The sequence below is a fragment of the Glycomyces artemisiae genome, from assembly GCF_003002955.1.
GTDB classification, from domain to species: domain Bacteria; phylum Actinomycetota; class Actinomycetes; order Mycobacteriales; family Micromonosporaceae; genus Glycomyces; species Glycomyces artemisiae.
In genome coordinates, this window is record NZ_PVTJ01000003.1 from 173,341 (window position 1) to 199,194 (window position 25,854).

At 71.4% G+C, this 25,854-nt stretch carries 23 protein-coding genes; 8 read left to right on the top strand and 15 right to left on the bottom strand.

Translation table 11 applies throughout. The features are described 5' to 3' along the window. Positions 1 to 85: 85 nt before the first annotated feature. Entirely contained in the window at positions 86 to 1,063 is a 978-nt protein-coding gene (locus B0I28_RS09600; RefSeq protein WP_106363603.1) for a glycoside hydrolase family protein, read from the bottom strand. Between the two features lie 190 nt (positions 1,064 to 1,253). Between B0I28_RS09600 and B0I28_RS09605 the strand changes: the two genes are divergently transcribed. From B0I28_RS09605 to B0I28_RS09625, 5 genes are read left to right on the top strand one after another with little or no spacing between them, the layout of a single operon-like run. Next, on the top strand, positions 1,254 to 2,315 hold the full coding sequence (locus tag B0I28_RS09605; protein ID WP_106363604.1) for a LacI family DNA-binding transcriptional regulator: 1,062 nt from the start codon (positions 1,254 to 1,256) through the stop codon (positions 2,313 to 2,315). Beyond that, positions 2,312 to 3,925 (top strand): FAD-dependent oxidoreductase, encoded by a 1,614-nt coding sequence (locus B0I28_RS09610; RefSeq protein WP_106363605.1) that lies wholly within the window; start codon positions 2,312 to 2,314, stop codon positions 3,923 to 3,925. The genes B0I28_RS09605 and B0I28_RS09610 overlap by 4 nt, the downstream gene beginning before the upstream one ends. Positions 3,926 to 3,982: 57 nt before the next feature. Continuing rightward, positions 3,983 to 5,251 (top strand): ABC transporter substrate-binding protein, encoded by a 1,269-nt coding sequence (locus B0I28_RS09615; protein WP_106363606.1) that lies wholly within the window; start codon positions 3,983 to 3,985, stop codon positions 5,249 to 5,251. Beyond that, a complete protein-coding gene (locus tag B0I28_RS09620; protein ID WP_106363607.1) occupies positions 5,248 to 6,192 on the top strand; it encodes a carbohydrate ABC transporter permease in 945 nt (314 codons plus the stop codon). Before B0I28_RS09615 ends, B0I28_RS09620 begins: the two co-directional genes overlap by 4 nt. Further along, positions 6,182 to 7,039 carry a carbohydrate ABC transporter permease gene (locus B0I28_RS09625; protein WP_106363608.1) on the top strand — a complete coding sequence of 286 codons (858 nt, stop codon included), beginning with the start codon at positions 6,182 to 6,184 and terminating at the stop codon, positions 7,037 to 7,039. Before B0I28_RS09620 ends, B0I28_RS09625 begins: the two co-directional genes overlap by 11 nt. A gap of 58 nt (positions 7,040 to 7,097) precedes the next feature. Here the strand turns inward: B0I28_RS09625 and B0I28_RS09630 are convergent, their stop codons facing one another. Next, on the bottom strand, positions 7,098 to 7,346 hold the full coding sequence (locus tag B0I28_RS09630) for a hypothetical protein (protein WP_106363609.1): 249 nt from the start codon (positions 7,344 to 7,346) through the stop codon (positions 7,098 to 7,100). Positions 7,347 to 7,449: 103 nt separating this feature from the next. Between B0I28_RS09630 and B0I28_RS09635 the strand changes: the two genes are divergently transcribed. Both B0I28_RS09635 and B0I28_RS09640 read left to right on the top strand, forming a co-directional pair. Beyond that, positions 7,450 to 9,021: a phytoene desaturase family protein gene (locus B0I28_RS09635; protein ID WP_106363610.1), complete on the top strand. Its 1,572-nt coding sequence runs from the start codon at positions 7,450 to 7,452 to the stop codon at positions 9,019 to 9,021. 9 nt (positions 9,022 to 9,030) lie between these two features. Next, complete coding sequence (locus B0I28_RS09640; RefSeq protein ID WP_106363611.1) at positions 9,031 to 9,699, top strand: DNA alkylation repair protein; 669 nt, start codon at positions 9,031 to 9,033, stop codon at positions 9,697 to 9,699. On the opposite strand, the gene B0I28_RS09645 is transcribed toward B0I28_RS09640, so the two are convergent. The 12 genes from B0I28_RS09645 to B0I28_RS09700 all read right to left on the bottom strand — a co-directional run bounded on the left by B0I28_RS09645 (position 9,696) and on the right by B0I28_RS09700 (position 23,056). Further along, on the bottom strand, positions 9,696 to 10,520 hold the full coding sequence (locus B0I28_RS09645) for an SDR family NAD(P)-dependent oxidoreductase (RefSeq protein ID WP_106363612.1): 825 nt from the start codon (positions 10,518 to 10,520) through the stop codon (positions 9,696 to 9,698). The two genes, B0I28_RS09640 and B0I28_RS09645, sit on opposite strands and share 4 nt — an antisense overlap. 3 nt (positions 10,521 to 10,523) lie before the next feature. Then, positions 10,524 to 11,117 carry a TetR/AcrR family transcriptional regulator gene (locus B0I28_RS09650; RefSeq protein ID WP_106363613.1) on the bottom strand — a complete coding sequence of 198 codons (594 nt, stop codon included), beginning with the start codon at positions 11,115 to 11,117 and terminating at the stop codon, positions 10,524 to 10,526. Between the two features lie 111 nt (positions 11,118 to 11,228). Then, positions 11,229 to 11,633: a DUF7144 family membrane protein gene (locus tag B0I28_RS09655; protein WP_106363614.1), complete on the bottom strand. Its 405-nt coding sequence runs from the start codon at positions 11,631 to 11,633 to the stop codon at positions 11,229 to 11,231. Between the two features lie 150 nt (positions 11,634 to 11,783). Beyond that, a complete protein-coding gene (locus B0I28_RS09660) occupies positions 11,784 to 12,890 on the bottom strand; it encodes a DUF4185 domain-containing protein (protein WP_106363615.1) in 1,107 nt (368 codons plus the stop codon). After that, positions 12,887 to 14,056 (bottom strand): GDSL-type esterase/lipase family protein, encoded by a 1,170-nt coding sequence (locus B0I28_RS09665; RefSeq protein WP_106363616.1) that lies wholly within the window; start codon positions 14,054 to 14,056, stop codon positions 12,887 to 12,889. Before B0I28_RS09665 ends, B0I28_RS09660 begins: the two co-directional genes overlap by 4 nt. Then, entirely contained in the window at positions 14,053 to 16,170 is a 2,118-nt protein-coding gene (locus B0I28_RS09670; protein ID WP_106363617.1) for a glucosidase family protein, read from the bottom strand. The genes B0I28_RS09665 and B0I28_RS09670 overlap by 4 nt, the downstream gene beginning before the upstream one ends. Before the next feature lie 8 nt (positions 16,171 to 16,178). Then, entirely contained in the window at positions 16,179 to 16,991 is an 813-nt protein-coding gene (locus B0I28_RS09675; RefSeq protein ID WP_106363618.1) for a carbohydrate ABC transporter permease, read from the bottom strand. Between the two features lie 3 nt (positions 16,992 to 16,994). Beyond that, entirely contained in the window at positions 16,995 to 17,900 is a 906-nt protein-coding gene (locus B0I28_RS09680; protein ID WP_106363619.1) for a carbohydrate ABC transporter permease, read from the bottom strand. Between the two features lie 7 nt (positions 17,901 to 17,907). Next, positions 17,908 to 19,170, bottom strand: a complete 1,263-nt coding sequence (locus B0I28_RS09685) for an ABC transporter substrate-binding protein (protein WP_106363620.1) — start codon at positions 19,168 to 19,170, stop codon at positions 17,908 to 17,910. Positions 19,171 to 19,203: 33 nt separating this feature from the next. Continuing rightward, positions 19,204 to 21,027 carry a class I mannose-6-phosphate isomerase gene (locus B0I28_RS09690; protein ID WP_106363621.1) on the bottom strand — a complete coding sequence of 608 codons (1,824 nt, stop codon included), beginning with the start codon at positions 21,025 to 21,027 and terminating at the stop codon, positions 19,204 to 19,206. A 10-nt stretch (positions 21,028 to 21,037) separates the two neighbouring features. After that, a complete protein-coding gene (locus tag B0I28_RS09695; protein WP_106363622.1) occupies positions 21,038 to 21,919 on the bottom strand; it encodes an ROK family protein in 882 nt (293 codons plus the stop codon). A gap of 123 nt (positions 21,920 to 22,042) precedes the next feature. Then, positions 22,043 to 23,056, bottom strand: coding sequence for a LacI family DNA-binding transcriptional regulator (locus tag B0I28_RS09700; protein WP_106363623.1), 1,014 nt, complete (start codon positions 23,054 to 23,056; stop codon positions 22,043 to 22,045). A gap of 168 nt (positions 23,057 to 23,224) precedes the next feature. On the opposite strand from B0I28_RS09700, the gene B0I28_RS09705 reads away from it, so the two are divergent. Continuing rightward, on the top strand, positions 23,225 to 24,970 hold the full coding sequence (locus tag B0I28_RS09705; protein WP_106363624.1) for a glycoside hydrolase family 35 protein: 1,746 nt from the start codon (positions 23,225 to 23,227) through the stop codon (positions 24,968 to 24,970). On the opposite strand, the gene aac(3) is transcribed toward B0I28_RS09705, so the two are convergent. Then, complete coding sequence (gene aac(3) / locus B0I28_RS09710) at positions 24,967 to 25,770, bottom strand: aminoglycoside 3-N-acetyltransferase (RefSeq protein ID WP_106363625.1); 804 nt, start codon at positions 25,768 to 25,770, stop codon at positions 24,967 to 24,969. The genes B0I28_RS09705 and aac(3) overlap by 4 nt on opposite strands. Positions 25,771 to 25,854 lie beyond the last annotated feature (84 nt).

A 25,854-nucleotide genomic window follows, 5' to 3' on the forward strand; every position in this document is an offset into this window, starting at 1 on the left:
CCTTCGTGTCGCCGTTGCTCCGGCAAACCTACCCGCCGGGCGTCCGGTGCGGGGACGCCCGGCGGGGCGGCGGTCAGGGGACCGGTCAGGTGCGGGCGATGGCGATGTTCGTGTTCCCGCGGGCCCCGGCCTCGTAGAACATGTAGAGGCGCCCGCCCTCTCCGGCGAAGCTCGGCGCGGCCGCGCGGGTGGCCTGCGGCTCGGTGTACAGGACGCCGAGGTGCTCCTCGCGGTCGAAGCCCGTGCCCACGTAGGCGACGCGGATGCGGCCGTCGCCGCCGTGGTAGACGACGTGGCCGCCGCCGTTGCGGCCCCAGTAGTGGGCGCCCGAGATCTGCCCCTCCTCCCCCGCTCCGGGAGAGATGAGCGGCTGCTGCTTGAACTGCCAGCCCGAGGTCAGCGAGTGCGACCAGCCGATGAAGATCTTGCGGGTCCCGGACTGGTTCCCCATGAACAGCATGATGAACACGCCCGACTGGGTCGGGTGCGGGAAGACCCGCGCGTAGGACGCCTCGGTGACGTTCGACGGGAGCATCGAGGTGTGCAGGACCGTGCCGACGTAGGTGAACGAGCGGCCGTCGGTGGAGGTGGCGACGCGGGTGGTGCGGTTGTCGCCGTGGAAGTACAGGTACATCTTCCCGTCGGCGGCGTTCCAGTGCGCGTGCGGGCTGGAGACGTGCGGGACCGAGAAGTGCCCGTTCCAGTTCCGGTCGATGATCGGGTTGGCCGAGTACTCCTTCCAGGGCCCGGCGAGGGAGTCGGCGTAGGCGAGGCAGATGCCGCCCGGGTCGTCGTGCGGCGCGTAGTACATGTACCAGTTGCCCAGGGGGTTGGCGACCTTCCCGGCGACGTGCCTGATCGACGGGAAGATGATCTCCTTCCGGGCGGGCGCGTAGCTCAGCGCGGACTTGTCCAGCGCCGCACCGAGACGAGTGAAAGCGGGGAAGCCGGGGACGGCGGCCGCGGCGGGGGCGGCGGCGCCGATCGCCGCGGTCGTGCCGAGGGCGGCGGCCCCCAGCAGCAGGCCGCGGCGCCCGAAGGCGGGTCGCGGTTCGGAACCCATGACGCACTCCTGTCCGGCCCGCGCGGTCGCGCCGCGCTCGGGCGGTGCAGGGGCACCGCGGCGGGCCTCTGGAGGACGAGTGTCCGTTCTGCGGTGATCGGCAGTCAAGATGATAATACGTATTATCATCTTGACGGTCCGAAAATCGGCGTGCAACATGATCACACGCACCTGTGGTTATACGCATTATATGCCCGCCGAGAAAGGCCCCGCCGTGACCGGACCCCGCCGCCGCGTGACGCAGCGCGACATCGCCCGCCTCTCCGGCGTCAGCCAGGCCACCGTCTCACTGGTGCTCAACAACCGGCTCGACGGCGGCGTCAGGATCGCCGCCGACACCCGCCAGCGCGTGCTCGACGCGATCCGCGAGACCGGCTACGTGGCCGACCCGATCGCCCGGCGCCTCGCCGACCACTACAACCGGATCATCGGCGTGTTCACGTACGAGCCGGTATTCCCTTCGGGCGCAAGGGACTTCTTCCACCCGTTCCTGCTGGGCCTGGAGGAGCAGGCCGAGCGGCTCGGCTGCGACCTGCTGCTGCTCACCAGCGCGCCCGTGGACGGGGGCCGGCGCCGCATGTTCGCCGAAGGGAGCCGGATCAGGCTCGCCGACGGGTGCGTGCTCCTCGGGCAGGAGGTCGACCGCGGCGACCTGGAACGGCTTGTGGCCGAAGGGATCCCGTTCGTGTCGGTGGGTCGCCGGGACGACGCGGGCGGGCCGGTGCCGTACGTGGGCGCCGACTACCCGGCCGCGACGGCGGCGCTCGTGGCGCGCGCGGCCGAGCTGGGGCACCAGAAGATCGCGTACGTGGGCCGCGGCGAGGGCCCGGAGTCCTATGCGGACCGGCTGCGCGGGTTCCGCGCGGCGGCGGCGAAGGCCGGGGTCGCGTACGGCCGCGTCCCCGCGGCCGCGGGCGAGAAGCTCGATGCGGCCGTGGCCGAAGGCGTGACCGCGGTGTTCCTCGAAGAGCCCGCCGACGTTCCGGCCGTCACCGCGTGGGCCGCGGGCCGCGGGCTGGACGTCCCGGGCGACCTGTCCGTGGTGGCGCTCGGCGACCCGACCCGGCCGGTGTCGATCGACCTCGACGTCACCGGCTTCACCATCCCCCGCCGCGAGATGGGCCGCCAGGCCCTCGACGTGTTCCTCGGGCTGCTCGGCGGCACCGAGGAGGACGTGCAGCGGCTGCTCCCGTGCGAACTGCACGACGGCGCGACCCTCGCGCCGGCCCCCACCGGAAGGAACCACTCTTGAAGCAGGCGAACGAACTCCAGGCCGACATCCTCGTCGTGGGCGGCGGTCTCGGCGGCGTCGCCGCCGCGCTGGCCGCGCTGCGCGCCGGGCGGCGCGTCGTCCTCACCGAGGAGTACGACTGGATCGGCGGGCAGCTCACGAGCCAGGCCGTGCCCCCAGACGAGTCGTCCTGGGTGGAGCAGTTCGGCGTCACCGCCTCGTACCGCCGACTGCGGGACGGGATCAGGGAGTACTACCGGCGCCACTACCCGCTCACGGAGGCGGCCCGCGCGAAGCGGGACCTGAACCCGGGCGGCGGGCACGTCAGCCGCCTGTGCCACGAGCCCCGCGTGGCCGTGGCGGTCCTGGAGTCGATGCTCGCGCCCTACATCGGTTCGGGGGCGCTGCGGCTCCTCCAGCCGTACCGGCCCGTGGCGGCGGCCGTGGACGGTGACAGGGTCGAGGCCGTCGAGCTCGCGCACCGGGACACCGGCGAGCGGCTCACCGTGGCCGCGCCGTACGTGCTGGACGCCACCGAGACCGGGGAGCTGCTGCCGCTCACCGGCACCGAGTACGTCACCGGGTTCGAGTCCGGGAAGGACACCGGTGAGCCGAGCGCGCCCGACGAGGCGCAGCCGGACAACATGCAGGCCGTGTCGGTGTGCTTCGCCGTGGACCACGTCGACGGGGACCACACGATCGACAAGCCGGAGAACTACGACTTCTGGCGCGGCTTCCGCACCGACTTCTGGGGCGGGAACCTGCTGGGGTTCCGGGCCCCGAACCCGCGGACCCTCGAACCCGCGGAGCGGACGTTCGAGCCGAACCCGGACGACGACCCGCTGTCCGTCGTCGGCGACCAGCGGCTCGGCGGCGGCGACATGAACCTGTGGACGTTCCGCAGGATCGCCGCGCGCCGGAACTTCACGCCCGGCGCGTACGCCAGCGACATCACGCTCGTGAACTGGCCGATGATCGACTACTTCCTGGCCCCGATCATCGACAATCCCGACGCCGCAGTGCATCTGGAGCGCGCGAGGGGCCTCTCCAGGTCCGTCCTGTACTGGCTCCAGACCGAGGCGCCGCGCGCCGACGGCGGCGCGGGCTGGCCGGGGCTGCGGCTGCGCGGGGACGTGACCGGCTCGGCCGACGGCCTCGCCCAGGCGCCCTACCACCGCGAGTCGCGGCGCATCAAGGCCGAGTACACCGTGGTCGAGCAGGACCTGTCGGCGGCGGTGCGCGGCGAGAAGGGCGCGGTGTCCTATCACGACAGTGTCGGGATCGGCATGTACCGCATCGACCTCCACCCCTCCACCGGAGGCGACAACTACATCGACGTCGCCTCCTGCCCGTTCGAGATCCCGCTCGGCGCACTCCTGCCGGTGCGGGTCGACAACCTCCTCCCCGCCGGGAAGAACCTCGGCACGACCCACATCACCAACGGCTGCTACCGGCTGCACCCGGTCGAATGGAACATCGGCGAGGCCGCCGGTGCCCTCGCGGCCTTCAGCTTCGAGCGCGGCCTGCCGCCGCGCGCGGTCGGGGACGACCCGGCGCTGCTCGCCGAGTTCCAGGACCGGCTCACCGCGCAGGGCTTCGAGCTGCGCTGGCCCGACGTCGCGCCCTACTGACCTCACTACTGCGAAACCCCTGATGACAATGCCGTCAACGGAAAGGAAGAACCCCTTATGAAGCACGGACGCCAACTGCTCGCCGCCGCGGCGGCGGCGCCGCTCGTCCTCGCCGCCTGCGGAGGCGGAGGCGACGACGGACCGGTCACGCTGCGCATGACCACGTGGTCCGCGAGCGAGGACCACCTCGCGATGCTGAACGAGATCGCCGACGCCTACATCGCCGACCACCCCGATGTGGAGGCGATCGAGTTCGACCCGCTCCCCTTCGAGGGGTACACGAGCACGCTGACCACGCAGATCGCCGGGGACAACGCCCCGGACCTGGCGTGGATCCTGGAGAACTCCGCGCCCGACTTTGTCTCCAGCGGGGCTCTCGTGCCGCTGAGCGAGACCCTCTCGGGCACTGAGGGGTACGAGTACGACGACTTGATCCCCGCGGCCACGGAGCTGTGGCGCGAGGGCGACGAGCTGTACGCGTACCCGTTCTCGACTTCGCCGTTCGGCGTGTTCGTCAACAACGACCTCCTCGCCGAGGCCGGGCAGCCCACCGCCGCAGAGCTCATCGCGAACGGCGAGTGGACCTGGGAGCGCGTGATCGAAGCGGGCGCGGCCGTCCACGCCGCCACCGGCACGGACGGGCTCGTCATCCGCGACTTCGACTACTCCGGCTGGGACAACCTCTCGACGCTGTGGACCGGCTGGGGCGCCCAGGCCTGGAGCGCCGACGGCGCCGACTGCGGCTTCGACGACCCGGAGATGACCGAGGCGCTCACGTTCATGCACGACGCCGTGTTCGAGCAGGAGGCCATGCCCGGACCGGGCACCACCGCGGACTTCTTCGCGGGCGAGGCGGCCATGACCGTCACGCAGATCTCCCGCGCCGGGCTCCTCGCGGAGGCGGAGTTCGGGTGGGACCTCGTGCCGCTCCCGGCCGGGCCCGCGGGCGAGTACTCCGTGATCGGGCAGGGCGGCCTCGGCGTCCTCACCGTCGCGCCGCACCCCGAGGAGGCCGCCGACTTCCTCGCGTACATGACGAACCCGGAGAACTCCGTGAAGCTCGCCCAGTACTTCCCGCCGCCGCGCGAGTCGCAGCTGACCGCCGAGGTCCTCGGCCAGGCCAACCCGCTGCTCACCCCCGAGCAGCTCCAGGCCGTGGTCATCGACCGGATCGACAGCGGCGTCGTCAAGCCCAGCCACACCGGCCAGGCCCAGCTCGACCAGGCCGTGCGCGCCGCGCTCGACCCGCTGTGGACCGCCGACGCGGACGTCGCGGGCGTCCTCGCGGAGCTGTGCACCGCCATCGACCCGCTGCTGACGCAATGACCGCGGTGAAGACCGACGCGCCGCCCGGCCGGGAGCAGTCCCGGCCGGGCCGGCCCGGATGGTGGACGGCACGGCGCCGCGACCACCTCGCCGGATTCCTGTTCACCGCCCCGCAGCTGGCCGGGACGCTCCTGTTCGTGCTGCTGCCGCTGGGCCTGATGTTCTGGTACAGCTTCCACGACTGGAACGTCCTCGCCGGGGGCTTCACGTGGACCGGCGGCGAGAACTACGAGCGGCTCGCGCAGGACCCGGCGCTGCCGGGCGTCCTCGGCGCGACCGCCGCGTTCTCGGTCGGCCTGGTCGCGCTCAACCTGAGCCTCGCGCTGGTGCTCGCGATCCTGCTCAACCAGAGGCTGGCGGGCACGATCGTGTTCCGCACGATCTTCTTCTCGCCCGTCGCGGTCACCTTGGTGGCGTGGACGATCGTGTGGCGGTTCCTGCTCCAGGACGACGGCGGCGTCAACGGCCTGCTGTCCGTGTTCGGCGCCGAGGGCCCGAACTGGCTGCGCGGCGAGACCACCGCGATGGTCTCGGTCGTGGTCGTGCAGGTGCTGAAGAACGTGGGGCTCAACATGGTCCTGTTCCTCGCCGCGCTCCAGGGCGTGCCGAAGGAGCTGTACGAGGCGTCCACGATCGACGGCGCGGGCGCGTGGACCCGGTTCCGGCGCATCACGATGCCGATGATCAGCCCGACGATCCTGCTCACCTCGATCATCACCGTCGTCGGCTCGCTCCAGGTGTTCGCCCAAATCGACGTGCTCACCAGCGGCGGACCGGGCACCTCCACCACGGTGCTCGTCTACTACCTGTACCAGAACGCCTTCCAGTTCCACGACTTCGGCTACGGCGCGACCCTCTCGGTCCTGCTGTTCGCGATCGTCCTGGTGCTCACCGTGATCCAGTGGCAGATGCGCAGGAAGTGGGTCGTCCATGAGGACTGAACGACTGAGGACCGGACCCTCGCGGCGCGCGAAGCTCGTCCTCTACGCGCTGCTGTGCGTGCTCGCCGTCCCGTTCGTGTTCCCCACCTGGTGGATGGTCACGTCGAGCCTCAAGTCCGCCAACGAGATCTTCGCGTTCCCGCCGACGCTGCTGCCCGCGGACCCGAGCCTGTCGGCGTACGCCCGCGTCTTCGAGTTCGCGCCGTTCGCCGCCCAGTACTGGAACAGCATGTACATCGCGGCGGTGGTCACGATCGGGACGCTCGCGGTGTCCTCGCTCGCCGGATACGCGTTCGCGCGCATCCGCTTCCCCGGCCACAACCTGCTGTTCCTGGTGGTCCTCGTGGGCCTGCTCATCCCCAGCGAGGTCACCATCGTCCCGCTGTTCCAGCTGTTCAACGGGCTCGGCATGGTCGACACGCACTGGCCGCTGATCCTCGTGCCGATCTTCGGCGCGCCGAGCGTCCTCGCGACACTCATCATGCGGCAGTTCTTCATCGCGCTGCCCGGCGAGATCGAGGAGGCCGGGCGCATGGACGGCCTCGGGCGCCTCGGCCTGTACTGGCGGATCGCGCTGCCGCTGTCGCGCCCGGCGCTCGGCGCGGTCGCGATCTTCTCGTTCCTGCACAGCTGGAACCTGTACCTGGAGCCCGTCGTGTTCCTGTCGACGCCCGAGAAGTTCACGCTCCCACAGGCGCTCACGCAGTTCACCGACGCCTACGGCGGCCCCATGTGGGACGTGCAGCTCTCGGCTGCGACGCTCTCGGCGCTGCCGGTGCTCATCGTCTTCGTGGTGGCCCAGCGCCAGTTCGTCGAGGGCCTCGCCCACACCGGCCTCAAAGGATGAAGCGGTGCCCCGGCCGGGGCCGGGGCACCGCTCCCTGTGTCACTCCGCTACAAGCGCTTTAGAGTCCGTGCTCGTTGCGGAAGTCCTCGACGGCGCCCTGCGCCCGGTCCTGGGCGTCCTGCGCGGCGTCGCCCGCCCCCTGGGCGGCCTCGCCGGCCTGCTGCGCCGCGTCCGGGACGTACTCCTCGAACGCCGCGCCCGCTTCGCCGGTCGCGTCGCCCGCCATCTCCCCGGCCTGCCCCTTGGCCTCCTCGACCGCGCCGGTCACCATGTCCTTCAGCTCGTTGAACTTGTCCAGCAAGCCCATTGACTTACCCCCTTTTCGCGTCGGTACGTCCCACTATAGGGGGACATGATGCGGATACAAAGTTCCCGGAACCGCGGCAACGGAAACCGTGCTAGGAAGGGACATGCCTCTGCACCGGTCCTACGACGCCGTCATCGTCGGCGGCGGCCACAACGGCCTCGTCTCCGCGGCCTACCTCGCCCGCGCCGGAAAGCGCGTCCTCGTCCTGGAACGCCTGGGCCGCACCGGAGGCGCCGCGATCTCCGCCCCCGCGTTCCCCGGCGTCGACGCGCGCCTCTCGCGCTACTCCTACCTCGTGAGCCTCCTGCCGCGCAAGATCGTCGACGACCTCGGCCTGCGGTTCCAGGTGCGCAAGCGCCACGTCTCCTCCTACACGCCCGCGGTGCGCGGCGGCCGCGACACCGGCCTGCTCGTCACCAGGGATGCCGCCCGCAACCGCGACTCGTTCAAGCACCTCACCGGCTCCGACGCCGAATACGAGGCGTGGCAGGCGTTCTACGCCGACGCGGCCAAGGTGGCCGAACGGGTATTCCCGACGCTCACCGAACCCCTCGTGTCCGAAGCCGAACTGCGCCGGCGCGTCGGCGACGACCGGATCTGGCGCATGTTCTTCGAGGCGCCCCTCGGCGAGACGATCCAGGACGCGTTCCGCGACGACCTCGTGCGCGGCGTGGTCCTCACCGACGGCCTCATCGGCACCTTCACCTCCGCATGGGCGCAGGACCTGCGGCAGAACCGCACGTTCCTGTACCACGTCATCGGCGGCGGCACGGGCGACTGGGACGTGCCCGTCGGCGGCATGGGCGCGTTCACCGACGAGCTCGCCGCGGCGGCGCGGGCGGCGGGCGCGGAGATCCGCACCGGCCACGAGGCGACCGGGATCGCGACCGACGGGACCCGCGCCGAAGTGGCGTTCGCGACCGCCGAAGGCACCGGAGCCGTGGAGGCGCGGCACGTCCTCGTCAACGCCTCCCCCGAGGCGTTGGCCGCGCTCCTCGGCGACCCGGAGCCCGAGCCCGCCGAAGGCGCGCAGTTGAAGGTGAACATGCTGCTCAAGCGGCTGCCGCGGCTGCGGGACGCCGACACCGATCCGCGCGAGGCGTTCGCGGGCACGTTCCACGTCGCCGAGTCGTTCGACGAGCTCGAAGCGGCGTACGTGCAGGCCGCGGCCGGGTCGCTCCCGACACGGCCGCCTTCGGAGATCTACTGCCATTCGCTCTCGGACCCGTCGATCCTCGGCGCGGACCTGGTGGAGCAGGGGTACCAGACGCTGACGCTGTTCGGCCTGCACGCGCCCGCGCGCCTGTTCCGCGGCAGCGCCGACAACGACAGTGCGAACCAGGAGGCGAAGGCCGCACTCCTGGAGGCCACCGTCGCGCAGCTCGACGCGTACCTGGCCGAGCCGCTCGCCGACTGCCTCGCCGAAGACGCGAACGGCGAGCCGTGCATCGAGGCGAAGACCCCCGTCGACCTCGAAGCGGACCTGCGGCTCCCGGGCGGCAACATCTTCCACCGCGACCTGTCCTGGCCCTACCGGACCGGCGCCGAGCAGGGGCGGTGGGGCGTCGAGACCGCGCACGCGAACGTCCTGCTGTGCGGGGCGGGCGCGGTGCGCGGCGGCGGGGTGAGCGGGATCCCCGGCCACAACGCGGCCATGGCCGTCCTCACGCCATAGGATCGGGCCATGGACGCGACGACATCCGAGGTCATGGCCGAACTGGCCGCGCTCGACGAGCCGAAGGCGCGGGCCGTCAACGCCAGGCACGGCGACGACCACGGCGTGAACCTGACGAAGCTCCGCGCCGTCGCCAAGCGGCTCAAGACCCAGCAGGACCTGGCCGTGGACCTGTGGGCCACCGGCGACACCGCGGCCCGGCTCCTCGCGCTGCTCGTCTGCCGCCCGAAGGCGTTCGGCCGCGACGAGCTCGACGCGATGCTGCGCGAGGCGAACGGCCCGAAGGTCCACGACTGGCTCGTCAACTACGTCGTCAAGAAGAGCCCGCACGCCGAGGAGCTGCGCCTCGCCTGGCTGGACGACCCGGACCCCGTCGTCGCCAGCGCGGGCTGGGCGCTCACCACCGAGCGCGTTGCGAAGCGGCCCGACGGCCTCGACCTGCCGGGCCTGCTCGACGTGATCGAAGCGGAGATGAAGGACGCGCCGGACCGGTTGCAGTGGGCCATGAACCACTGCCTCGCCCAGATCGGCATCGACCACGCCGAGCACCGGGCGCGGGCCATCGCGATCGGTGAACGGCTCGAAGTCCTCAAGGACTACCCGACGCCCCCGAACTGCACGTCCCCATATGCGCCGATCTGGATCGAGGAGCTGGTGCGGCGCAAGGAGAACGCCTAGCCTCGGGGCTTCTCCGTGAGCTCGGTGCTCAGGTCCCACAGGCGCTGCTTGATGCTCGGGTCGTAGGCGTCGGCGTGCGCCCGCGCGGGTTTGGTGCGGTCGAAGAACTGCCCGGTGACGCCGTCGAGGTCGGGGCTGTCGATGAGGCGCAGGGTCGCGTGGAGGCCGGTCTCCAGGGAGTCGATGCTGTGGCCGACCGACTGGAGGACCATCTTGGTCGGCATGTAGGTGCCCGGGTGCAGGCTGTTGACGGTGACGCGCTGCGGGTCGAGGCGTTCGGCGAGGGCGAAGCCGGTGGTGATCATCGCGAGTTTCGACTGGCCGTAGGCGCGCATGCCGGAGTAGTCGTGCTCGATGAACGGGTCGTCGAAGTCGATGGGGGCCTGGCCGATGGAGGCGACGTTGACGATCCGCGCCGGGGCGCCGCGGTCGAGCAGCGGCAGGAGGCGCTGCGTCAGCGCGAAGGCGGCGAGGTGGTTGACGGCGAAGCGCAGTTCGTAGCCGTCGGCGCTGAGGCGCCGGTCGTTGCCGTCGGGTTCGCCGCCGCCGACTCCGGCGTTGTTGACCAGGACCGAGACGCGGTCGGTCAGGCCCTCGACGTCGTCGGCGAGGCGGTGGACCTGCGCGAGGTCGGCGAGGTCGGCCCGGACGGTGCGGATGGTCGCGGGGGCGTCGGCGAGCTCGGCGGCGAGGTCGTCGAGCCGGGACCGGTTGCGTCCGTGGAGGATGAGGGTGTTCCCGGGCTCGCGGGCGAGTTCGGCGGCGAGCGCGCGGCCCAGTCCGTCGGTGGCGCCGGTGAGCACGATGGTGCGAGCGGTCATGTCCTACTCCTTGCCTGAGCGGTCGGTCAGCAGTCGTCGGATCGCGGTGACGTCCTCGTCTTCGAGGAGGCGTTCGGTGGCGAGGACCCGGTACCAGACGAGCCCGAACACCACGTCGGCGGCGAGGTCGGGCGTCAGGTGCGGGGGCTTGTCGCCGCGGGCCGCGGCCCGGTCGACGATGGTCTCCAGCGCGGCCCGGCGCCTGGTCAGGAAGCCGTCTTGGAAGCGGCGGCGGAAGTCGGCGTCGCGCTGTGCCTCGGCCATGAGCGACCGGAGCACGGGGACGACGCCGGGGAACGCCAGCAGGGTCGCGGAGTCGCGCAGGAACGTGTCCAGCTCGGCCCGGAACGAGCCCTGGTCGGCGGTCGACACCTTGAGGTCCGCTTTGAGCGCCAAGGCTTCCAGCAGGATGTCGGCCTTGGTCGGCCACCACCGGTACACGGTCTGCTTGCCCGCTCCGGCGCGGGCGGCGATCCCCTCGACCGTGAGGTCGGGATACCCCGCTTCGGCCGTGAGTTCGTAAGCGGCGGTGAGGATCGCGAGCCGCGCCTCTTCGTTGCGCCTGCGGCCGCTCGCGGTCCGGGTCGCGTTGGTCATGGATTCCAGACTACCGTTGCCGAGACGCAGCGTCTAGGAAATCATCCGTCTTTTCGAGACGTAACGTCTCGTCAAGCGTGCGGAGCCGGAGCACCAGGTGTCCGCGAAGGATCAGGGCCCGGAGTTGACCTCGGCGAGGACCACTGCGAGGGCCCAGATCACGAAGACGTTGAACGCGATGATGAGCAGCGCCCACAGCGGGTAGTACGGCAGGAAGAAGAACTGGTTCAGCGCCGAGACCGCGGCGAGGCCGATGCCCACGCCGTACGCCCACGAGCGGCCCGCGAGCACGAAGATCCCGGCGAGGCCGACGAGCGCGCCGAGCACGATGTGGATCCAGCCCCAGCCGGTCGTGTCGATCGCGAACGTGTAGTCCTTGAGGCCGAGGAAGAGCTCGTCGTGCGCGACCGCGGCGATGCCCTCGAAGACCTGGAACAGGCCCACGGTGATCATCAGCGCGCCGGCCGCCACCGCGCCCGCGGTCGCCCAGGCGAGCCTGCCGTCGTCGTCGGCCATGGCCGTCTCCTCACCCCAGCGGCCTCGCGCGCGGCAGGCCGTCCCTTTTCGCTCCTGTCTACTCTGGACAGGGGGCCGGTGCGGCGGAATGCGCGAATCAGGCTCGGGAAGGGGACGGGCCGCCCGGGGTGTGCCGGGCGGCCCGTCTGCTTATCGCCGCCGGCCCGGGATCACCAGGTCGACGTCGATGTAGCGGGGGCGGTACAGGTGGGCGTCCGCGTAGAGGTCGTCGCCCTCGAAGCTGTTCACGTTGTAGGTGACCAGCAGGGTGTCGCGGTCGCCGAGCTGCGGGTGCGCCTTCGCGTTGTAGGTGAAGACGTTCCCGCCGGTCTCGGGGGTCGAGTACAGGACGGTCTTGCCGGTGTACGGGCCCGCGAGGTCGTCGGCGCGGTACATGACGATGTCGGCGCTGAGCGGCTGCGTCGCGTCGCCGGTGACGAGCGTGAACTTGCCCTGGAACATGCTCACGCTGAACTCGTTGGAGACGCCTTCGAGGATGCGGGAGGAACCGGTCGGGTCGGTGGACCAGGTCCCGTCCGCGTAGTACTCCCACGGCGCGGTCGTCAGGTCGCCGGAGGGGACGCGGGCGAGGTGGGCGTACTTCTGCGCCTGGTTGTCCTCGACGCCGAACACGTAGGTGTAGTCGCCCTCCTCGTAGATCGCCGAGCCCCAGTTGACGTCGGACTCGGGGAGGTCGGTGATCGCGGTGAGGCTCATGTCGGCGGTGTCGAAGCTGGCGACGGCGTTGCCCGCGAACGCGAAGTCGAAGACGCCGGTGCCGGTCTTCACGAATTCGAGGAGCATCACCTGGAGCGTGTCGCCTTCGACCGTGCCGTCGCCGAACCAGTACCAGTTCTGCGTCTCGTCGCCGCCGGGGACCTTCACGAGGGACTCGGGGGCGGCCTCGGTGCCGCCGGTGACCGTGGTGAGGTCCCCGCCGTCCTCGACGATGATCGAGTTGTGCAGGAACGGCGAGTCGAGCGGCCGGGACAGGTCGTCGTTCACCTCGCCCATGAACGTGTCGGAGTACAGCCAGGCGGTCGAGCCGTCGGGCAGCGGGACGCTGTAGGCGGAGTCGGCGCCGGTCCAGCGCCCGGCGGTGTCGCCGTAGGTGCCGAACAGCTCCGTGAGCTCCTCGTTGACGCTGGCGGAAGCGGTGGCCGCGCAGGCGGTCGCGGCCTGTGCGGCGGTCGGGACCGCGGCGACGGCGAGTCCGGTGAGGACCGCGGCGGCCACGGTGATCGGTCGGTTGGTCATGTACTGCTCCTTTGCAGTTCGGGGGTGAACTCGATGAGCACGCGGTCGGCGAAGCGCTCGCCGATGAGCCGCTGCACGTCGGGTCCGGGGTGGAGGTTGTCGGGGAGCGGCGTGGCGGCGGCGTCCTGTTCGCCGTAGAGCGACAGGCCGTCGAGGTAGTGGAGGCGGTGGTCGTCGTCCTGACGCCGGTCCACGATGGCCGCGAGTTCGGTACGGATCGCCTGGAGGGACAGGTGGCCGGTGAGCACGTCCGCTTCGGTGCCTCCGGCGATCGACCACTCCTCGGCGCGGTCGGGGTCCTGGATCGTGGGCCCGGCCGCGGTCTCCACCGGCGCGCACCAGATCGGGGAGACCAGGACGATCGGGGTCGCGGGGTGGCCTTCGCGGATCGTGTCGAGGAAGCCGTCCACGGCGGGCCGGAACGCGCGCATGCGCATCACGTCGCCGTTGACGAGGTTGATGCCGATCTTCAGGGTGATGAGGTCGGCCGGGGTGTCGCGGAGGGTCCGGGCGGTGAACGGGTCGAGCATCGCGTTGCCGCTGAACGCGAGGTTGGTGAGGTGGACGCCCGCGCGGAGCGCGGCGACCGCGGGCCAGGTGCCCGTGGTGGTGTCGGCGCGGTAGCCGTGGCTGATGCTGGAGCCGTGGTGGGCCCAGCGGAGCGCGCCCGAATCCGGTTGCGCCGCAACGGGGGCGTCGGCTCGGAGTTCGAGGAGCTCCACGGCGTCGTAGTACGGGAGCCAGAGTTCGAGGTCGCGTTCGGTTCCCGTGCCGAGTCCTGTGAATCGGGCCGTGGCGTCGGGGCCGGGGGCGACCTCGCCGTAGGGGCGGTCGAAGGTGAAGACGAAGCGGGAGCCGACCGGGACGGCGGCGGTGGCGACGACCGCGCCGCGCTCGGTGAGCTCGTAGACGCTCGGCGGCATGGGCGCTTCGGCGTCGTCGGCGATGCGGCGGGCCTGCACGTCGAGTTCGATCACGTCGGCGGCGGTGCGGAGGGCGAGGCGCACGCCCGCGCTCTCCGCGCTGGTCTGGACCATGAACCGGTCGGGGATCTGGCGGCGGGCCCAGCGCGGGAGCCGGTGCGGGAGGAGGCCGCGGCCGGTCTCCTCCAGCTCCACGGCGCCGCGCACCATCGCCGGGGTGATCGCGATGCGCTGCAAGGTCATGCGTCGATGACCCTGCCGTCGGCGCGGACGTCCACGAGCCGGTCCCCGACGCGCAGGCCGCGCAGGACCGCGTCCGGGTCGAGGTCGGCGATGCACGCCCGCGAGGTGTCGAGGCCGGTCGAGCCGACGACCGGGTCGACGCCGAAGAACGACTCGATCACCAGGGCCACATACGATCCGGCCGAGGAGCAGGCCCAGTCGATGATGTACGGGAGCTGCGGCGGGGCCTTGCGGGCGCCGCCGTTGACCGCGGGCATCGCCTCTTCGGTGAAGTGCGCCTGCCCGGGCGGGCCCTGGTTCGCGGAGCGCGCGAGCCCGGGGATCCAGTCGATGGCGGCCTGCGGTTCGCCCAGGGCCACGAGCGAACGGGCGGCGTCGGCGGGCCACGCCGGGTAGGCGCCGTTCCACTGGTGGTCCGGGCGGGGACTGAAGCTCGCGTCGGAGTCCCAAGGGGACAGTGACCGGAGCCAGACCCCGGTGCGCAGCTCGCGCTGGAAGAAGTCGACCATCTCGCGGCGGACCTGGTCGTCGAGGTCTGCGGCGATCGTGGTGCCGACGACGGAGAAGTCGTAGACGTGGCGGACCGGCACGCGGGTGCCGTCCGGCTGGCGGGCGGCGAAGTGGCCGCTGCCGGGGACGTAGAGGTCGGCGACCTCCTTCACGAGCGCGGCGGCCTCCTCGCGGAGGGCCGCGGCGCCGTCCGCATCGCCTCGGGCCGTGAGGATCTCGGCGAGGGTGCGGAGGTTCCAGACGTTGGCGGCGTTCAGGCTCGCGACCTCGTGGGTGTAGGAGCTGACGCATTCGAGGAGGTTGTCGATCTCGCCGTAGTCGGCGAGCGGCGAAGAGCCGCGCAGGCCCTGCCAGGCGTGGGCCCAGTCCTGGAAGTGCTCGGCGACCGTGCGCCCGCCCGGTGCGGCGTCCAGGAGCGCGGTGTCGCCGGTGAAGCGGAGGTAGTCGTGGACCAAGCGGGTCATCGCGTAGTCGTTGACGGAGTACCAGCGCCCGACGGGCCCGCCGGTGAGCGAGGAGGTCCCGAAATGGGTGTGGATGTCGGAGGCGATCCAGTGCTCGACCTGGCGGCGCATGACCGCGGGGTCGAGGAGCGCGTGAGTGATCGAGGAGAGGGAGTAGTCCCAGATGAACGTGGTCGTGGCCCAGTAGTTCGGCATGAGGGTGTCGTAGCTGCGGCCGAGGACGTTGTCCTTGAAGTCGCGGCGGAACCAGATCGTGCCGAGCACGCCCCACCAGTAGAGGCGCCGCAGCGGCTCGGAGGTGGTCTCCAGGACCGGGAGGTGGCCGGAGAACTCGTCGTTGCCGGGGGTGAAGGCGGCGGCGAGCTGGTGGTCCCAGTAGGTCTCGGCGTCAGCGACGGCGCCGGGGACGTCGGCGGCGATGCGCGCGAACGCCTCGGCCGCCTCGGTCTCGGTGGCGCCGACGGTGTGGACGTACCCGAAGCGGCCGGTCTCGCCCGGGGCGAGGTCGAGGCGGACGGTGATCTCGCCGCCGCGTTCGATGCCGCCGATGCCGACCTCGTGTTCGCCTGCGGCGGGGGCGATCCCGGAGAGGCGGACCTCGGCGTCGGCGTCGACGCCCTGGACGCTCCAGGCGGTGCCCGCGCCGTTGCGGAAGACCAGGCGGGAGGGCCCGGCGGCGGCGCGGTTGCGCTCCTCGGGGGCGACGGCGTCCAGCCAGGCTTCCGCAGAGCGGGCCGCGCCCGCGGCGAGCGAGAGCGTGACCGCGACCGTGCGCGGTGCGTCGCCGGTGTTGGCGGCGCGCACGTCGATCGCGATCCCGGTCTCCCCCGGGGCGCAGACCGTGACGGTGGTCAGGTCCAGGCCCGGGAGGGACACGGAGCGGCGGACCCGGTCGGGGCGCCACTCGTGGGTGATCGGGGCGCCGTAGGACTCCACCAGGCGGCCGTCCACGAAGGAGGCGGCGGTCCTGGTGAGGCCCTGGGAGACCGGCGGGAACGTGACGGCCGAGACCGCGGTGAGGTCGTGGTCGACGCGGACGGTGCCGAGGAGGTTCGTCAGGCCGCTGGGCGCGATCATGTCGTCGTAGTGGTGCGTCACCGGGTCGGCGGCGAGGTCGTCCACTGTGGGTATGTGGCGCATGGAGGCTCCTAGTACTGCCCGAGGGCGAGGCCGCGGGCGAAGAACTTCTGCGTGAAGAGGAACAGGACCACCGTGGGCAGCGAGACGAGCAGGCCGCCCGCGAGCACCGTGGACATCTGCGCCCCGCCGTACGTGCTCTGCATGCCCGCGAGGCTGGTCACGATGGGCCGCACCGTGTCCGACTGGCTGAGCACGAGGCCCAGCAGGAAGTCGTTCCAGATGAACGTGGCCTGGAGGATGAAGATCGCCACGAGGGCGCTCGACGCCATCGGCAGGTAGACGCGGGCGAAGATCCGCCAGGTCGAGGCCCCGTCGATGACGGCCGCCTCGAACACGTTGTGTGCGATGCCGCTGAAGAAGTTGCGCATCACGAACGCCGAGAACGGGATCGAGATCGCCGTGTACACCGCGATCATGCCCGCCTGGGTGTCGAACAGGCCGGTCCGCGAGTACGCGTCGAACAGCGGCAGCAGGATCATCTGGAGGGGGAACACGGTGCCGCCGAAGATCGCGACGAACCACGCGAACCCGTGCTTGAGGCGCAGCGCCACGATCGCGAACCCGGCGGCGGCGCCGACGAGGACGGCGATCGCGGGCGAGACCACCGCGTACAGCAGGGTGCTCGCGGCGCTCTCGGCGAGGCCGGAGAGCCGCATGGCCTCGGCGATGTTCCCGAACAGGGAGAAGTCCGTGGGCAGCCACGACTCCTTGGTCGTGAACGCCTCCGGGGACTTCGCGGCGTTCACCAGCAGCAGGTAGACCGGGAGCAGCCAGAACAGGCCGAGGACGGCGAGGACGGCGGTGCGGATGACTCGTGACATTGCTCAGACCCCGTGCTTGCTGGACAGCTGCTGGCGCAGGTAGAGGATGGACGCGATGAGGGTGACGACGGTGAGGAACACGGCGATCGCCGAGCCCAGGCCGTAGTCGCTGTTCACGAAGGTCTCCTTGTACATCGTCAGCGCGAGCGTCTCGGAGTCGCGGCCCGGACCGCCCTTCGTCATGCCCTGCACGATGTCGAAGGTCTTCAGCGACGCCACGATCGACAGGCCCACGACGACCGCGGTCAGCGGCCGCAGCATCGGCCACAGGATGGACCGGAACAGCCGCATCCCGTTCGCGCCGTCCATGCGCGCCGCTTCGAGCGGCTCGCGCGGGATCGACTGGAGGCCGATCGTGAACAGCAGGGCGTTCACGCCGACGCCCTGCCACGCGGTCGCGAGGATCATCACGACCGTGTTGAGCGGGGCGTCGACGAGCCAGCGCGGCGTGTCGTCGACCCCGAAGGCGGCCAGCGCCTGGTCGAGGGCGCCGCCGCCGGAGAGGATGAACGACCAGATGACGCCGACGCCGATCCCGGAAAGGGCGTACGGGATGAGGAACGGCAGGCGCAGCCAGGTGCCGCCCTTGAGGTTCCAGGTGAGCAGGGCGACCCCCAGCCCGATGCCCACCGGGACGAGGAGCGTCCCGCCGACCCACAGCAGCGTGTTGAGCACGGAGCCGATGAATCCCGGGTCGTCGAACATCTCGACGTAGTTGGCGATGCCGATCCATTCGGGGTCGCCCAGGCCGTTGTACTCGGTGAGGCTGAGGAAGGTCGTCCACAGCAGCGGCAGGTACAGGAGCACCGCCACCACGAGCACGCCCGGGGCGATGAACCCGAGGGCCGACCAGCGGTACTGGTCGCGCTGGCGCAGGGCCTGCGGGCTGAGGGTCTTGTCGGTCGTCATCGAGGTGCTATCCCTGGTCTGCCCAGTAGTCGTCGGCCTCGGCCTGGATGGCCTCCAGGTACGGGAGCGGGTCGGACGGGTTGGCGATGAAGGCGCCGAACTGTTCGAGCGCGACGGTGAGGATCGGCGTGGGCGTGGCCTCGTAGTAGCGGTCGTAGAGTTCGTAGCCGTCGCCGGAGACGGTGGTGCCGAGGTCTTCGAGCATCGGGTCGGCGACGGTGGCCTGCGGGTTGAACGCGACGTCGCCGCGGGCCTCGCTCCAGGCGGTCTGCGCGTCGGGCGACATCCACCACTCGGAGTAGGTGAGGCCGAGGGTCTTCTGCGAGGAGTTCTCGGCGACGCAGAGCGGGCCGGACTCGACGGCGACGGGGGTCTTCTCCAGGTCGCCGTTGACCGCGGGGATCACGAACATGTCGTAGTCCTCGCCGGAGACCATGCCGGCGCCGTCGAGGGAGCCGTTGAAGAAGGACCCGAAGTTGATCATCGCGAAGTCGCCCTGCTTGAGGCCGACGGCCGGGTCGACGGTGGAGCCGGCGTCGGAGAACCAGCCGGCCTCCTCCTGGTCGAGCCAGGTGTTCATGATGTCGACGATCTCGGGGTCGGTGTACTTGACCTCGCCGGTGGCGAGTCCGTTGTAGAGCTCGGGGTCGGTGCCCGCGACGAGCTGCTGGAACCACTGGAACGTGAACAGCGTGCTGGTCTGGTAGTACGGGGTGATCCCGGCGTCCGAGAGCTGCGAGGCGATGGCGTCGAGTTCGGCCCAGGTGGTGGGCTCTTCGAGGCCCTGCTCTTCGAAGATGTTCTTGTTGTAGTACATGACCCAGTAGGCGATGTTCATGGGCACGCAGTACTGCTCGCCGTCGAAGGTGTACGAGTCGCGCAGGTCCTCGGAGACCCAACCCTCGTCGACGGCCTTGGTCCAGATGTCGGTGGTCTGGGCGATGAGGCCCTCGTCGACGAGCTCGGTGAGCGAGGGGCCGGTCTGCCAGGTGAACAGGCCGGGGCTCTTGTCGGTGCGGAACGACTGCTTGATGAACGCGTCGTACTGGTCGGCGTCGGAGTACCCGGTGGTGTTCAGGGTGATGTCGGCGCCGGATTCGCTGGTGGCGTTGAGCTCGTCGAAGTCGGGCTCCCACGCGGCCTTGTTGGTGTAGAAGTCGAGGGTGCCGGTGGTGGCGCCGTCGTCGTCCGCGCCGCCGCCGCAGGAGGCGAGCACGAGGCTCGCCGCGGCGGCCGCCGCGATCGTGAGGGGGATCCGCTTGGATCTCATGGTGAACTCCTTTGTTCTCAAGGGGTGGACGGGCTACGCCTCGCCGGTGCGGGTGCCGCGGACCGAGGCTTTCACGGTTCCGAACCGGTCGCTGCGCGAACGCGCCGACCGCCGGATGAGATAGGGGCCCACGGCGGCCGGGACGATGAAGGTCTCGGCGTAGTGGACGGTGTAGGGCGCGAACGCCCCGGTGGGCGAGGCGACTTCGACTTCGTCGCCTTCGACGAGGTTGAGGACGTTGACGGTGCCCTCGGTGTCGTGCAGGACCTCGTCGGAGAACCAGTGGCGGCGGACCTCGATGAACTCCAGCTCGTGGAGGCCGGTGCGCTCCTCGACGGTGTCGCCGATGCGGGCGATGAGCTCGCCCTGGTCGACGAGGTTCGACTCGGTCCAGGCGGTGTCGCGTTCCCAGACGAGGTTGCGCTCGCCGTGGTCGAGGTGGACGGGGCGGGGGATGCCGTCGAGGCCGACGCGGCCCCAGTCCCAGAGCTTGAAGGTGAAGATGAACGGGGTCGCGGAGATTTCGAGGACCATCGAGTTCGCGCCGGAGGAGTGGATGGTGCCCGCGGGGATGAGGAAGTGGTCGTGCTTCTTCGCGGGGAAGGCGTTGACGTACTTCTCGGCCTCGAACGGGCGCTCGCCCGTTTCGGCGGCGCGCAGGTCCTCCAGCATCGCGTCGCGGTCGACGCCGTCCTTGACGCCGAGGTAGACGACGGCGTCGTCGCCCGCGTCGAGCAGGTAGTACGACTCGTCCTGCGTGTAGTGCATCCCGAAGGTCTGCTGGATGTAGTCGGTGAGGGGGTGGACCTGGAGGGAGAGGTTGCCGCCGCCCATGGTGTCGAGGAAGTCGAAGCGGATGGGGAACTCGGCGCCGAAGCGCGCGTAGGTCCGCTCCCCCAGGAGGGCCTTCGGCTGGGTGAACACGAGGTCGAGGGACGGGATCTCGACGACGGCGCCGTCGGCGTCTTCGAGGAGGAGCGAGTTCTCCTCGGGGACGCAGTCGAAGCACCAGGCGTAGTTCGGCTGGGACGGGTCGAGGTCGAGCTTCTCCTTCATCCACTGTCCGCCCCACACGCCGGGGTCGAAGAAGGGGACGACGCGGAAGGGCCGCTGCGCGGCGCCCGCGACGGCGGCGCGGAACGCGTCGCCGGTGACCATCCCGGCGGGGCGGGGGTCGGCGTGGGCGGCGCCGATGGCGTTGGCGTCCAGGACGAAGTCGACGCGGTCGAACATGGTGCGCTTGTGGCGGTCGGCGGCGCGCCATTCGACGAAGAAGCCGCGCTTGTACTTGCGGAGGCGGTCCTCGGCGGGGTTCTGGGCGCGCCAGTTGGTGGCGCCGTCGCGCTGGCGCAGCTGGATCTCCCAGCGGGCCATGTCGGCGAGGACGAGCGCGTAGGGGGCTCCGGTGCGGCGGGCGACGAGGTCGGCGCCCCAGCCGACGAGTACCAGGGGCCGGTCGTCGCCGTCGGCTTCGACGGCGAGCTTGTCGAGCCGCTCGGTGTCGTAGAACGCGGTCACGTTGGCGTGGGAGAGGACGCCGAAGACGCGGTCGTCGGTGAGGTTGTCGGCGATCCGGTCGTTGATGACCTCGATGGGGAGGGCGGCGGCGTCCTCGACGTCGACGACGGTCCAGTCCGGGAGGGCCGCGGCGATGGCGTCCTTGATGAGCGGGAGGTCCGCGCCCGGGTACGCGTCGACGGCGAGCAGCGGGGCGCGCCCGGCGGCGCGCGCGGTCGCGACCTCGGCGGCGGCGGCCCAGCCGTCCGCGCCGGTGAGGACGCGGGCGTCGGCCGGCAGCGGCACGGTCGGCTGCTTGTCGTAGCGTCCGACGGTCTCGGACGGGCTGGCGGTAGGCACGTGCGCTCCTTCAGGAATGGGTTCCGGCGGCGAGGACGGCGAGTCCGCGCAGCACCGAGAGGTCGGGTCGGTCGGGGACGGTGAAGGCCGGGCGGTGCGAGCTGGTCCAGAGGTGCTCGCGGACGTACGCCGCGACGGGGGCGGCGACGGCCTCGCCGGCGCGCATGATCCCGCCGGACAGGATCACCACGTCGGGGTCGTAGGCGTGGCACAGGGAGACGGCGGTGGCGCCCCAGGCCCGGATCGCGCGGTCGCGGACGGCGGCGGCCGCGGCGTCGCCCGCTGCGGCGGCGGCGAACATCTCGCGGACGTCGGTCACGGCGTCGCCGCGGGCGGCGAGGTCGCGGCGGATGGCCCAGGCCCCGGCGATGGACTCGGCGCACCCGACGTTGCCGCAGTTGCAGAGCCCGGCGTCGAGGTCGACGGTGAGGTGGCCGCCGAGGATGCCCGCGTGGTCGTGGGCGCCGCGCAGGAGCACGCCGTCCATGATCGCGGCGGTGCCGATGCCGGTGCCGAGGGTCATGAGGACCGCGTCGCGCACTCCAGCGGCGGAGCCGGTGGCGGTCTCGCCGACGAGCGCGGCGCGGGCGTCGTTCTCGACCACCGCGGGGAGCCCGAACGCGTCGCGGGCCCAGGCGACCAGGTCGAGGCCGTCGAGCCGCGGGTGCTTGTCGTGGGCTTTGACCATGCGGCCGGCGGCGCGGTCCACCACTCCGGGGACCGCGATGCCGACCGCTCCCGGGGAGAGTCCTTCGACGAGGTCCCTCGCGGCGGCAGCGGCCGCTTCGAGGTCCCCGTCGCCGACCGGGACGACGGCGGTGCGGACGGGGGCACCGTTGTCGACGGCGCCGAGTTTGATCTCGGAACCGCCGAAGTCGATGCAGAGCTCCATCGCCCGCCTCCTCGTCAGCTCGTGTCAGGGGCCTTTACGACGGCCCCGCGGTTGGTAACGTTACCAACATAGCGCGGCGATGTGCAACCCGGTCGGATGTGGCGGGTGTGACGCGCGGGGAGATCAGGGGAATTCGATCGAGACGGGCAGTTCCACGGTCCTCGGGCCGTCCTCGGCGGTGCCGTCGAGGCGGGAGAACAGCAGCGTGGCGGCCTCGCGGCCGAGCAGGCGCGCGTCGTGGTCGATCACCGTGACGGGCACGGGCATGAGCTCGGAGAGCTCGAAGTCGTCGAAGCTGACGACCGCCGGGTGCAGCGGCTCGCCGTCGCGGATGCGGCGGCCGATCTCGCGGATCGCGCCGATGGTGTTCCGGTTGTTGGCGCTGAAGACCGCCGTGGGCGGGTCGGCGGCGTCGAACATGGCCTTCGCGGCGCGGGTCGCCGCGGCCACGTCCTGCTGGTCGCGGAAGACGATCCGCGGGTCGATCGGCACGCCGCGCTCCAGCATCGCCCGCTCGTAGCCGCGGCAGCGGCGCTCGCCGGTGAACACCGAGCTGCGGTTCCCGAGGAACCCGATGCGGGTGTGCCCGGCGTCGAGGAGCGAGAGCGTGCCGCGGTAGGCGCCGCCGACGTCGTCGAGGAGGACCGTGTCGACGTCGAGGCCGGGCACGCGCCGGGAGGCGAGCACCAGCGGCACGTCCCCGAGCCGCTCGGGCCGCAGGTGCTCGGCGTCGCCGCTGGTCGGGACCAGGATGAGGCCGTCGACTTGGCGGCCGATGAAGTCGGAGACGAGCTGGCGCTCGCGCGCGTCGTCCTCGCCGGTGTTCCCCAGGAGGATGCGCCGCCCGTGCTCGGCGGCGACCTCCTCGACGCCCAGCGCGAAGTTGCCGTAGTAGGGGTTCGCGAGGTTGGTGATGGCGACGCCGACGAGCCCGCTCGGCTGCCCCGGGCGCAGGCTCCGGGCGTTCTCGTTGCGGTAGTAGCCGAGCTCCTTGACGGCCTCCATGACGCGCTCCTGCACGTCGGGCCGCACGTTCCGGCCCCCGGCGAGCGTGCGCGAGACGGTCATCGGACTCACTCCGGCGCGGCTCGCGACCTCTTTGATGGTCGGCTGCCGCGCCCCTCGAAACGTCGACATGCCCGCCCTTCCCACGCGTAGTGCGCCAATCCTATGCGAACGGCGCCCGGCCCGGCGGGCCCATGGAAGGGGGCTACCTCACCGCGCGCGGGACCGGCCGACGGCGGGCCCGGGAGATGCGAGTACTTTTTCCGATGGCTGTAAATACTCCGAGAGAGGGACCCGCCCATGAGCCGCTTCGCGATCGGCGAGCACGACTTCCTGCTCGACGGCGAGCCCCGCCGCGTGCTCTCGGGCGCGGTCCACTACTTCCGGGTCCACCCCGACCACTGGACCGACCGCATCCGCAAGGCCCGCCTCATGGGCCTGAACACCGTCGAGACGTACGTGCCGTGGAGCCTCCACGCCGTCGAGCCCGGCTCCTGGACCGAGGAGGGGCGCCTCGACCTGCGCCGCTTCCTCGAAGCGGTCGCCGCCGAGGGCATGCACGCGATCGTGCGGCCCGGCCCCTACATCTGCGCCGAGTTCGACAACGGCGGCCTCCCGGCCTGGCTGTTCGCCGACCCCGAAGTCGGCGTGCGCCGCGGCGAGCCGAAGTTCCTCGCCGCGATCGAGGAGTACCTGCGGCGCGTGTGCGCGATCGTGGCCCCGCTCCAGATCGACGCGGGCGGGCCCGTGATCCTCATGCAGGTCGAGAACGAGTACGGCGCCTACGGCGAGGACACCGCCTACCTGGAGACCCTCACGGGCATGTTCCGCGACAACGGGATCACCGTCCCGCTGACCACGGTGGACCAGCCGGAGCCGTGGATGCTCAAGCGCGGGTCCCTGCCGGGCCTGCACATGACCGCGTCCTTCGGGTCCCGCTCCGACGAGCGCCTCGACACCCTGCGCGCGCACCAGCCCACCGGGCCGCTCATGTCCTCGGAGTACTGGGACGGCTGGTTCGACTCCTGGGGGACCCACCACCACACCACGAAGGCCGCCGACGCCGCCGCCGACCTCGACGTGCTCCTGGGCCGCGGCGCCTCGGTGAACCTGTACATGTTCCACGGCGGCACCAACTTCGGGCTCACCAGCGGCGCCAACGACAAGGGCACGTACATGCCCATCACCACCTCCTACGACTACCACGCGCCCCTGGACGAGGCGGGCCGCCCCACCGCGAAGTACTGGGCGTTCCGCGAGGTCATCGGCCGCTACACCGAACTGCCCGAGGAGGTTCCGGCCGAGGCCGCGCCCGCGCCGACCGGCGAGGCCCCGCTCCTCGTCGGCGCCCCGGTCCTGGCCGCGGCCGAAGCGCTCGACTCCATTGAGTCCACTGAGGTCCCGTCGTTCGCGCAGGCCCGTCATGACGCGGCGTTCCTCCTGCACGAGAAGCGGTTCGCCGCCGACGCGGGCGTCCTCGTCGTCGGCGAGGTGCGCGACCGCGTCCACGTCGTGGTCGACGGCGTCACCGTGGGGGTGCTGTCCCGCGAGCTGCACCAGCGGGCGCTGGCGATCCCGGCGGTCCGCGAGTCGCTGCGGCTGCTCGTGGAGAACCAGGGCCGCGTCAACTACGGGCCGCGCCTCGGCGAGGACAAGGGCCTCGTCGGCGGCGTGAGCCTCGGCGGGAAGCCCTTGTCGGACTGGACGACCCGCGCGATCGGCGAGGCGGACCTGCTCGTTCTGGCGGCGGGCGCGGGCGAGGCGGCCCCGGCCGTCCCGGGCCTGCGGTTCGCGCACGCCGAGTTCGACGTGGACGAGGCCGCGGACCGGTTCCTCGACACCTCGGCCCTCGGGAAGGGCATCGCCTGGATCAACGGGTTCTGCCTGGGCCGCTACTGGTCCCGCGGCCCGCAGCGGACCCTCTACGTGCCCGGCCCGGTGCTGCGGCAGGGCCGCAACGAGGCGGTGCTCCTCGAACTCGACGGCGCCCCGGAGGCGGTCCTGCGGTTCGTCGCGGAGCCGTCGCTGGGCCCGCTGGAGTTCTAGGCCCCGTACCGCTCCTCCATCCAGGCGACGGCGAACGGCACGATCGCGGCGGCGTCCACCAGGACGCTCGCGGCGGCGCCGACGGTGCCGCGGGTCCCTTGACCGGTGGCGAGGAAGTCCTCCACGATGTCCTTGAAGTAGTCCTCGGGCGGCCCGGTCACGACCGGGTCGCCCGTGTCGTACTCCTCGACGGTGCGCCACTCGGTGCCGTGGGCGGTGGCGAGCGGGTACTCGATCCTGATGCGGCGCTTGCCGGGCAGGTCGGCGAGGTGCTCGGCGTGGTGCAGCAGCGTCATGGTGTCGAGGGGCGCGCCGAGCATGAGGACCTTCCCGCCCGCGGCGACGAGGCGCGCGAACGGGGAGCCCTCGCCGTAGCCGTAGTCGTACGGGTGGTCGGCGGTGAACTCCTCGGCGCGGGCGCCGAGCGCGGCGACGGCCGCGCCGGGGTTGCGGCTGCGGCGCACGCCGCGGCGGGAGCCGACCGTGGCGGCGAGGAGCCCGATGTACCGGGCGGGGCGGGCGGTCGCCGGGTCGTAGGGCGGCATGTGGTCGCGGTACTCGTCGAGCACGCGCCCGTCGTCGTCCCACACCTCGACGCCGGGCTCCCAGTCCTGGTAGGACAGCAGGGTTCCATTAGGGCCCACGGCGTCGAGGATCGCGTCGACGAGGGTGTCGGGGCCGCCGAGGACGCTGCCGACCTGCTTGAACGCCGCGTGGGCCATCACGGCGTCGCCGTCGGCGAGGCCGATGCGGCGCAGGTCGGCGGCGAGGCCGGCGCGGGTGTGGACCTGTTCGCTCATCGGGCGATTCTCGCCGACGCGTAGATCCGGCCGGGAGGGGTCCCGGGACGATCCGGATATTTTCCTGCGAGGCGGGCTATTCGG

Excerpts from the sequence above, each read along its gene's own strand:
- B0I28_RS09600 (WP_106363603.1), bottom strand. The coding sequence starts at position 1,063 with ATGGGTTCCGAACCGCGACCCGCCTTCGGGCGCCGCGGCCTGCTGCTG.
- B0I28_RS09605 (WP_106363604.1), top strand. The coding sequence starts at position 1,254 with ATGCCCGCCGAGAAAGGCCCCGCCGTGACCGGACCCCGCCGCCGCGTG.
- B0I28_RS09615 (WP_106363606.1), top strand. The coding sequence starts at position 3,983 with ATGAAGCACGGACGCCAACTGCTCGCCGCCGCGGCGGCGGCGCCGCTC.
- B0I28_RS09620 (WP_106363607.1), top strand. The coding sequence starts at position 5,248 with ATGACCGCGGTGAAGACCGACGCGCCGCCCGGCCGGGAGCAGTCCCGG.
- B0I28_RS09625 (WP_106363608.1), top strand. The coding sequence starts at position 6,182 with ATGAGGACTGAACGACTGAGGACCGGACCCTCGCGGCGCGCGAAGCTC.
- B0I28_RS09630 (WP_106363609.1), bottom strand. The coding sequence starts at position 7,346 with ATGGGCTTGCTGGACAAGTTCAACGAGCTGAAGGACATGGTGACCGGC.
- B0I28_RS09635 (WP_106363610.1), top strand. The coding sequence starts at position 7,450 with ATGCCTCTGCACCGGTCCTACGACGCCGTCATCGTCGGCGGCGGCCAC.
- B0I28_RS09640 (WP_106363611.1), top strand. The coding sequence starts at position 9,031 with ATGGACGCGACGACATCCGAGGTCATGGCCGAACTGGCCGCGCTCGAC.
- B0I28_RS09645 (WP_106363612.1), bottom strand. The coding sequence starts at position 10,520 with ATGACCGCTCGCACCATCGTGCTCACCGGCGCCACCGACGGACTGGGC.
- B0I28_RS09650 (WP_106363613.1), bottom strand. The coding sequence starts at position 11,117 with ATGACCAACGCGACCCGGACCGCGAGCGGCCGCAGGCGCAACGAAGAG.
- B0I28_RS09655 (WP_106363614.1), bottom strand. The coding sequence starts at position 11,633 with ATGGCCGACGACGACGGCAGGCTCGCCTGGGCGACCGCGGGCGCGGTG.
- B0I28_RS09660 (WP_106363615.1), bottom strand. The coding sequence starts at position 12,890 with ATGACCAACCGACCGATCACCGTGGCCGCCGCGGTCCTCACCGGACTC.
- B0I28_RS09665 (WP_106363616.1), bottom strand. The coding sequence starts at position 14,056 with ATGACCTTGCAGCGCATCGCGATCACCCCGGCGATGGTGCGCGGCGCC.
- B0I28_RS09670 (WP_106363617.1), bottom strand. The coding sequence starts at position 16,170 with ATGCGCCACATACCCACAGTGGACGACCTCGCCGCCGACCCGGTGACG.
- B0I28_RS09675 (WP_106363618.1), bottom strand. The coding sequence starts at position 16,991 with ATGTCACGAGTCATCCGCACCGCCGTCCTCGCCGTCCTCGGCCTGTTC.
- B0I28_RS09680 (WP_106363619.1), bottom strand. The coding sequence starts at position 17,900 with ATGACGACCGACAAGACCCTCAGCCCGCAGGCCCTGCGCCAGCGCGAC.
- B0I28_RS09685 (WP_106363620.1), bottom strand. The coding sequence starts at position 19,170 with ATGAGATCCAAGCGGATCCCCCTCACGATCGCGGCGGCCGCCGCGGCG.
- B0I28_RS09695 (WP_106363622.1), bottom strand. The coding sequence starts at position 21,919 with ATGGAGCTCTGCATCGACTTCGGCGGTTCCGAGATCAAACTCGGCGCC.
- B0I28_RS09700 (WP_106363623.1), bottom strand. The coding sequence starts at position 23,056 with ATGTCGACGTTTCGAGGGGCGCGGCAGCCGACCATCAAAGAGGTCGCG.
- B0I28_RS09705 (WP_106363624.1), top strand. The coding sequence starts at position 23,225 with ATGAGCCGCTTCGCGATCGGCGAGCACGACTTCCTGCTCGACGGCGAG.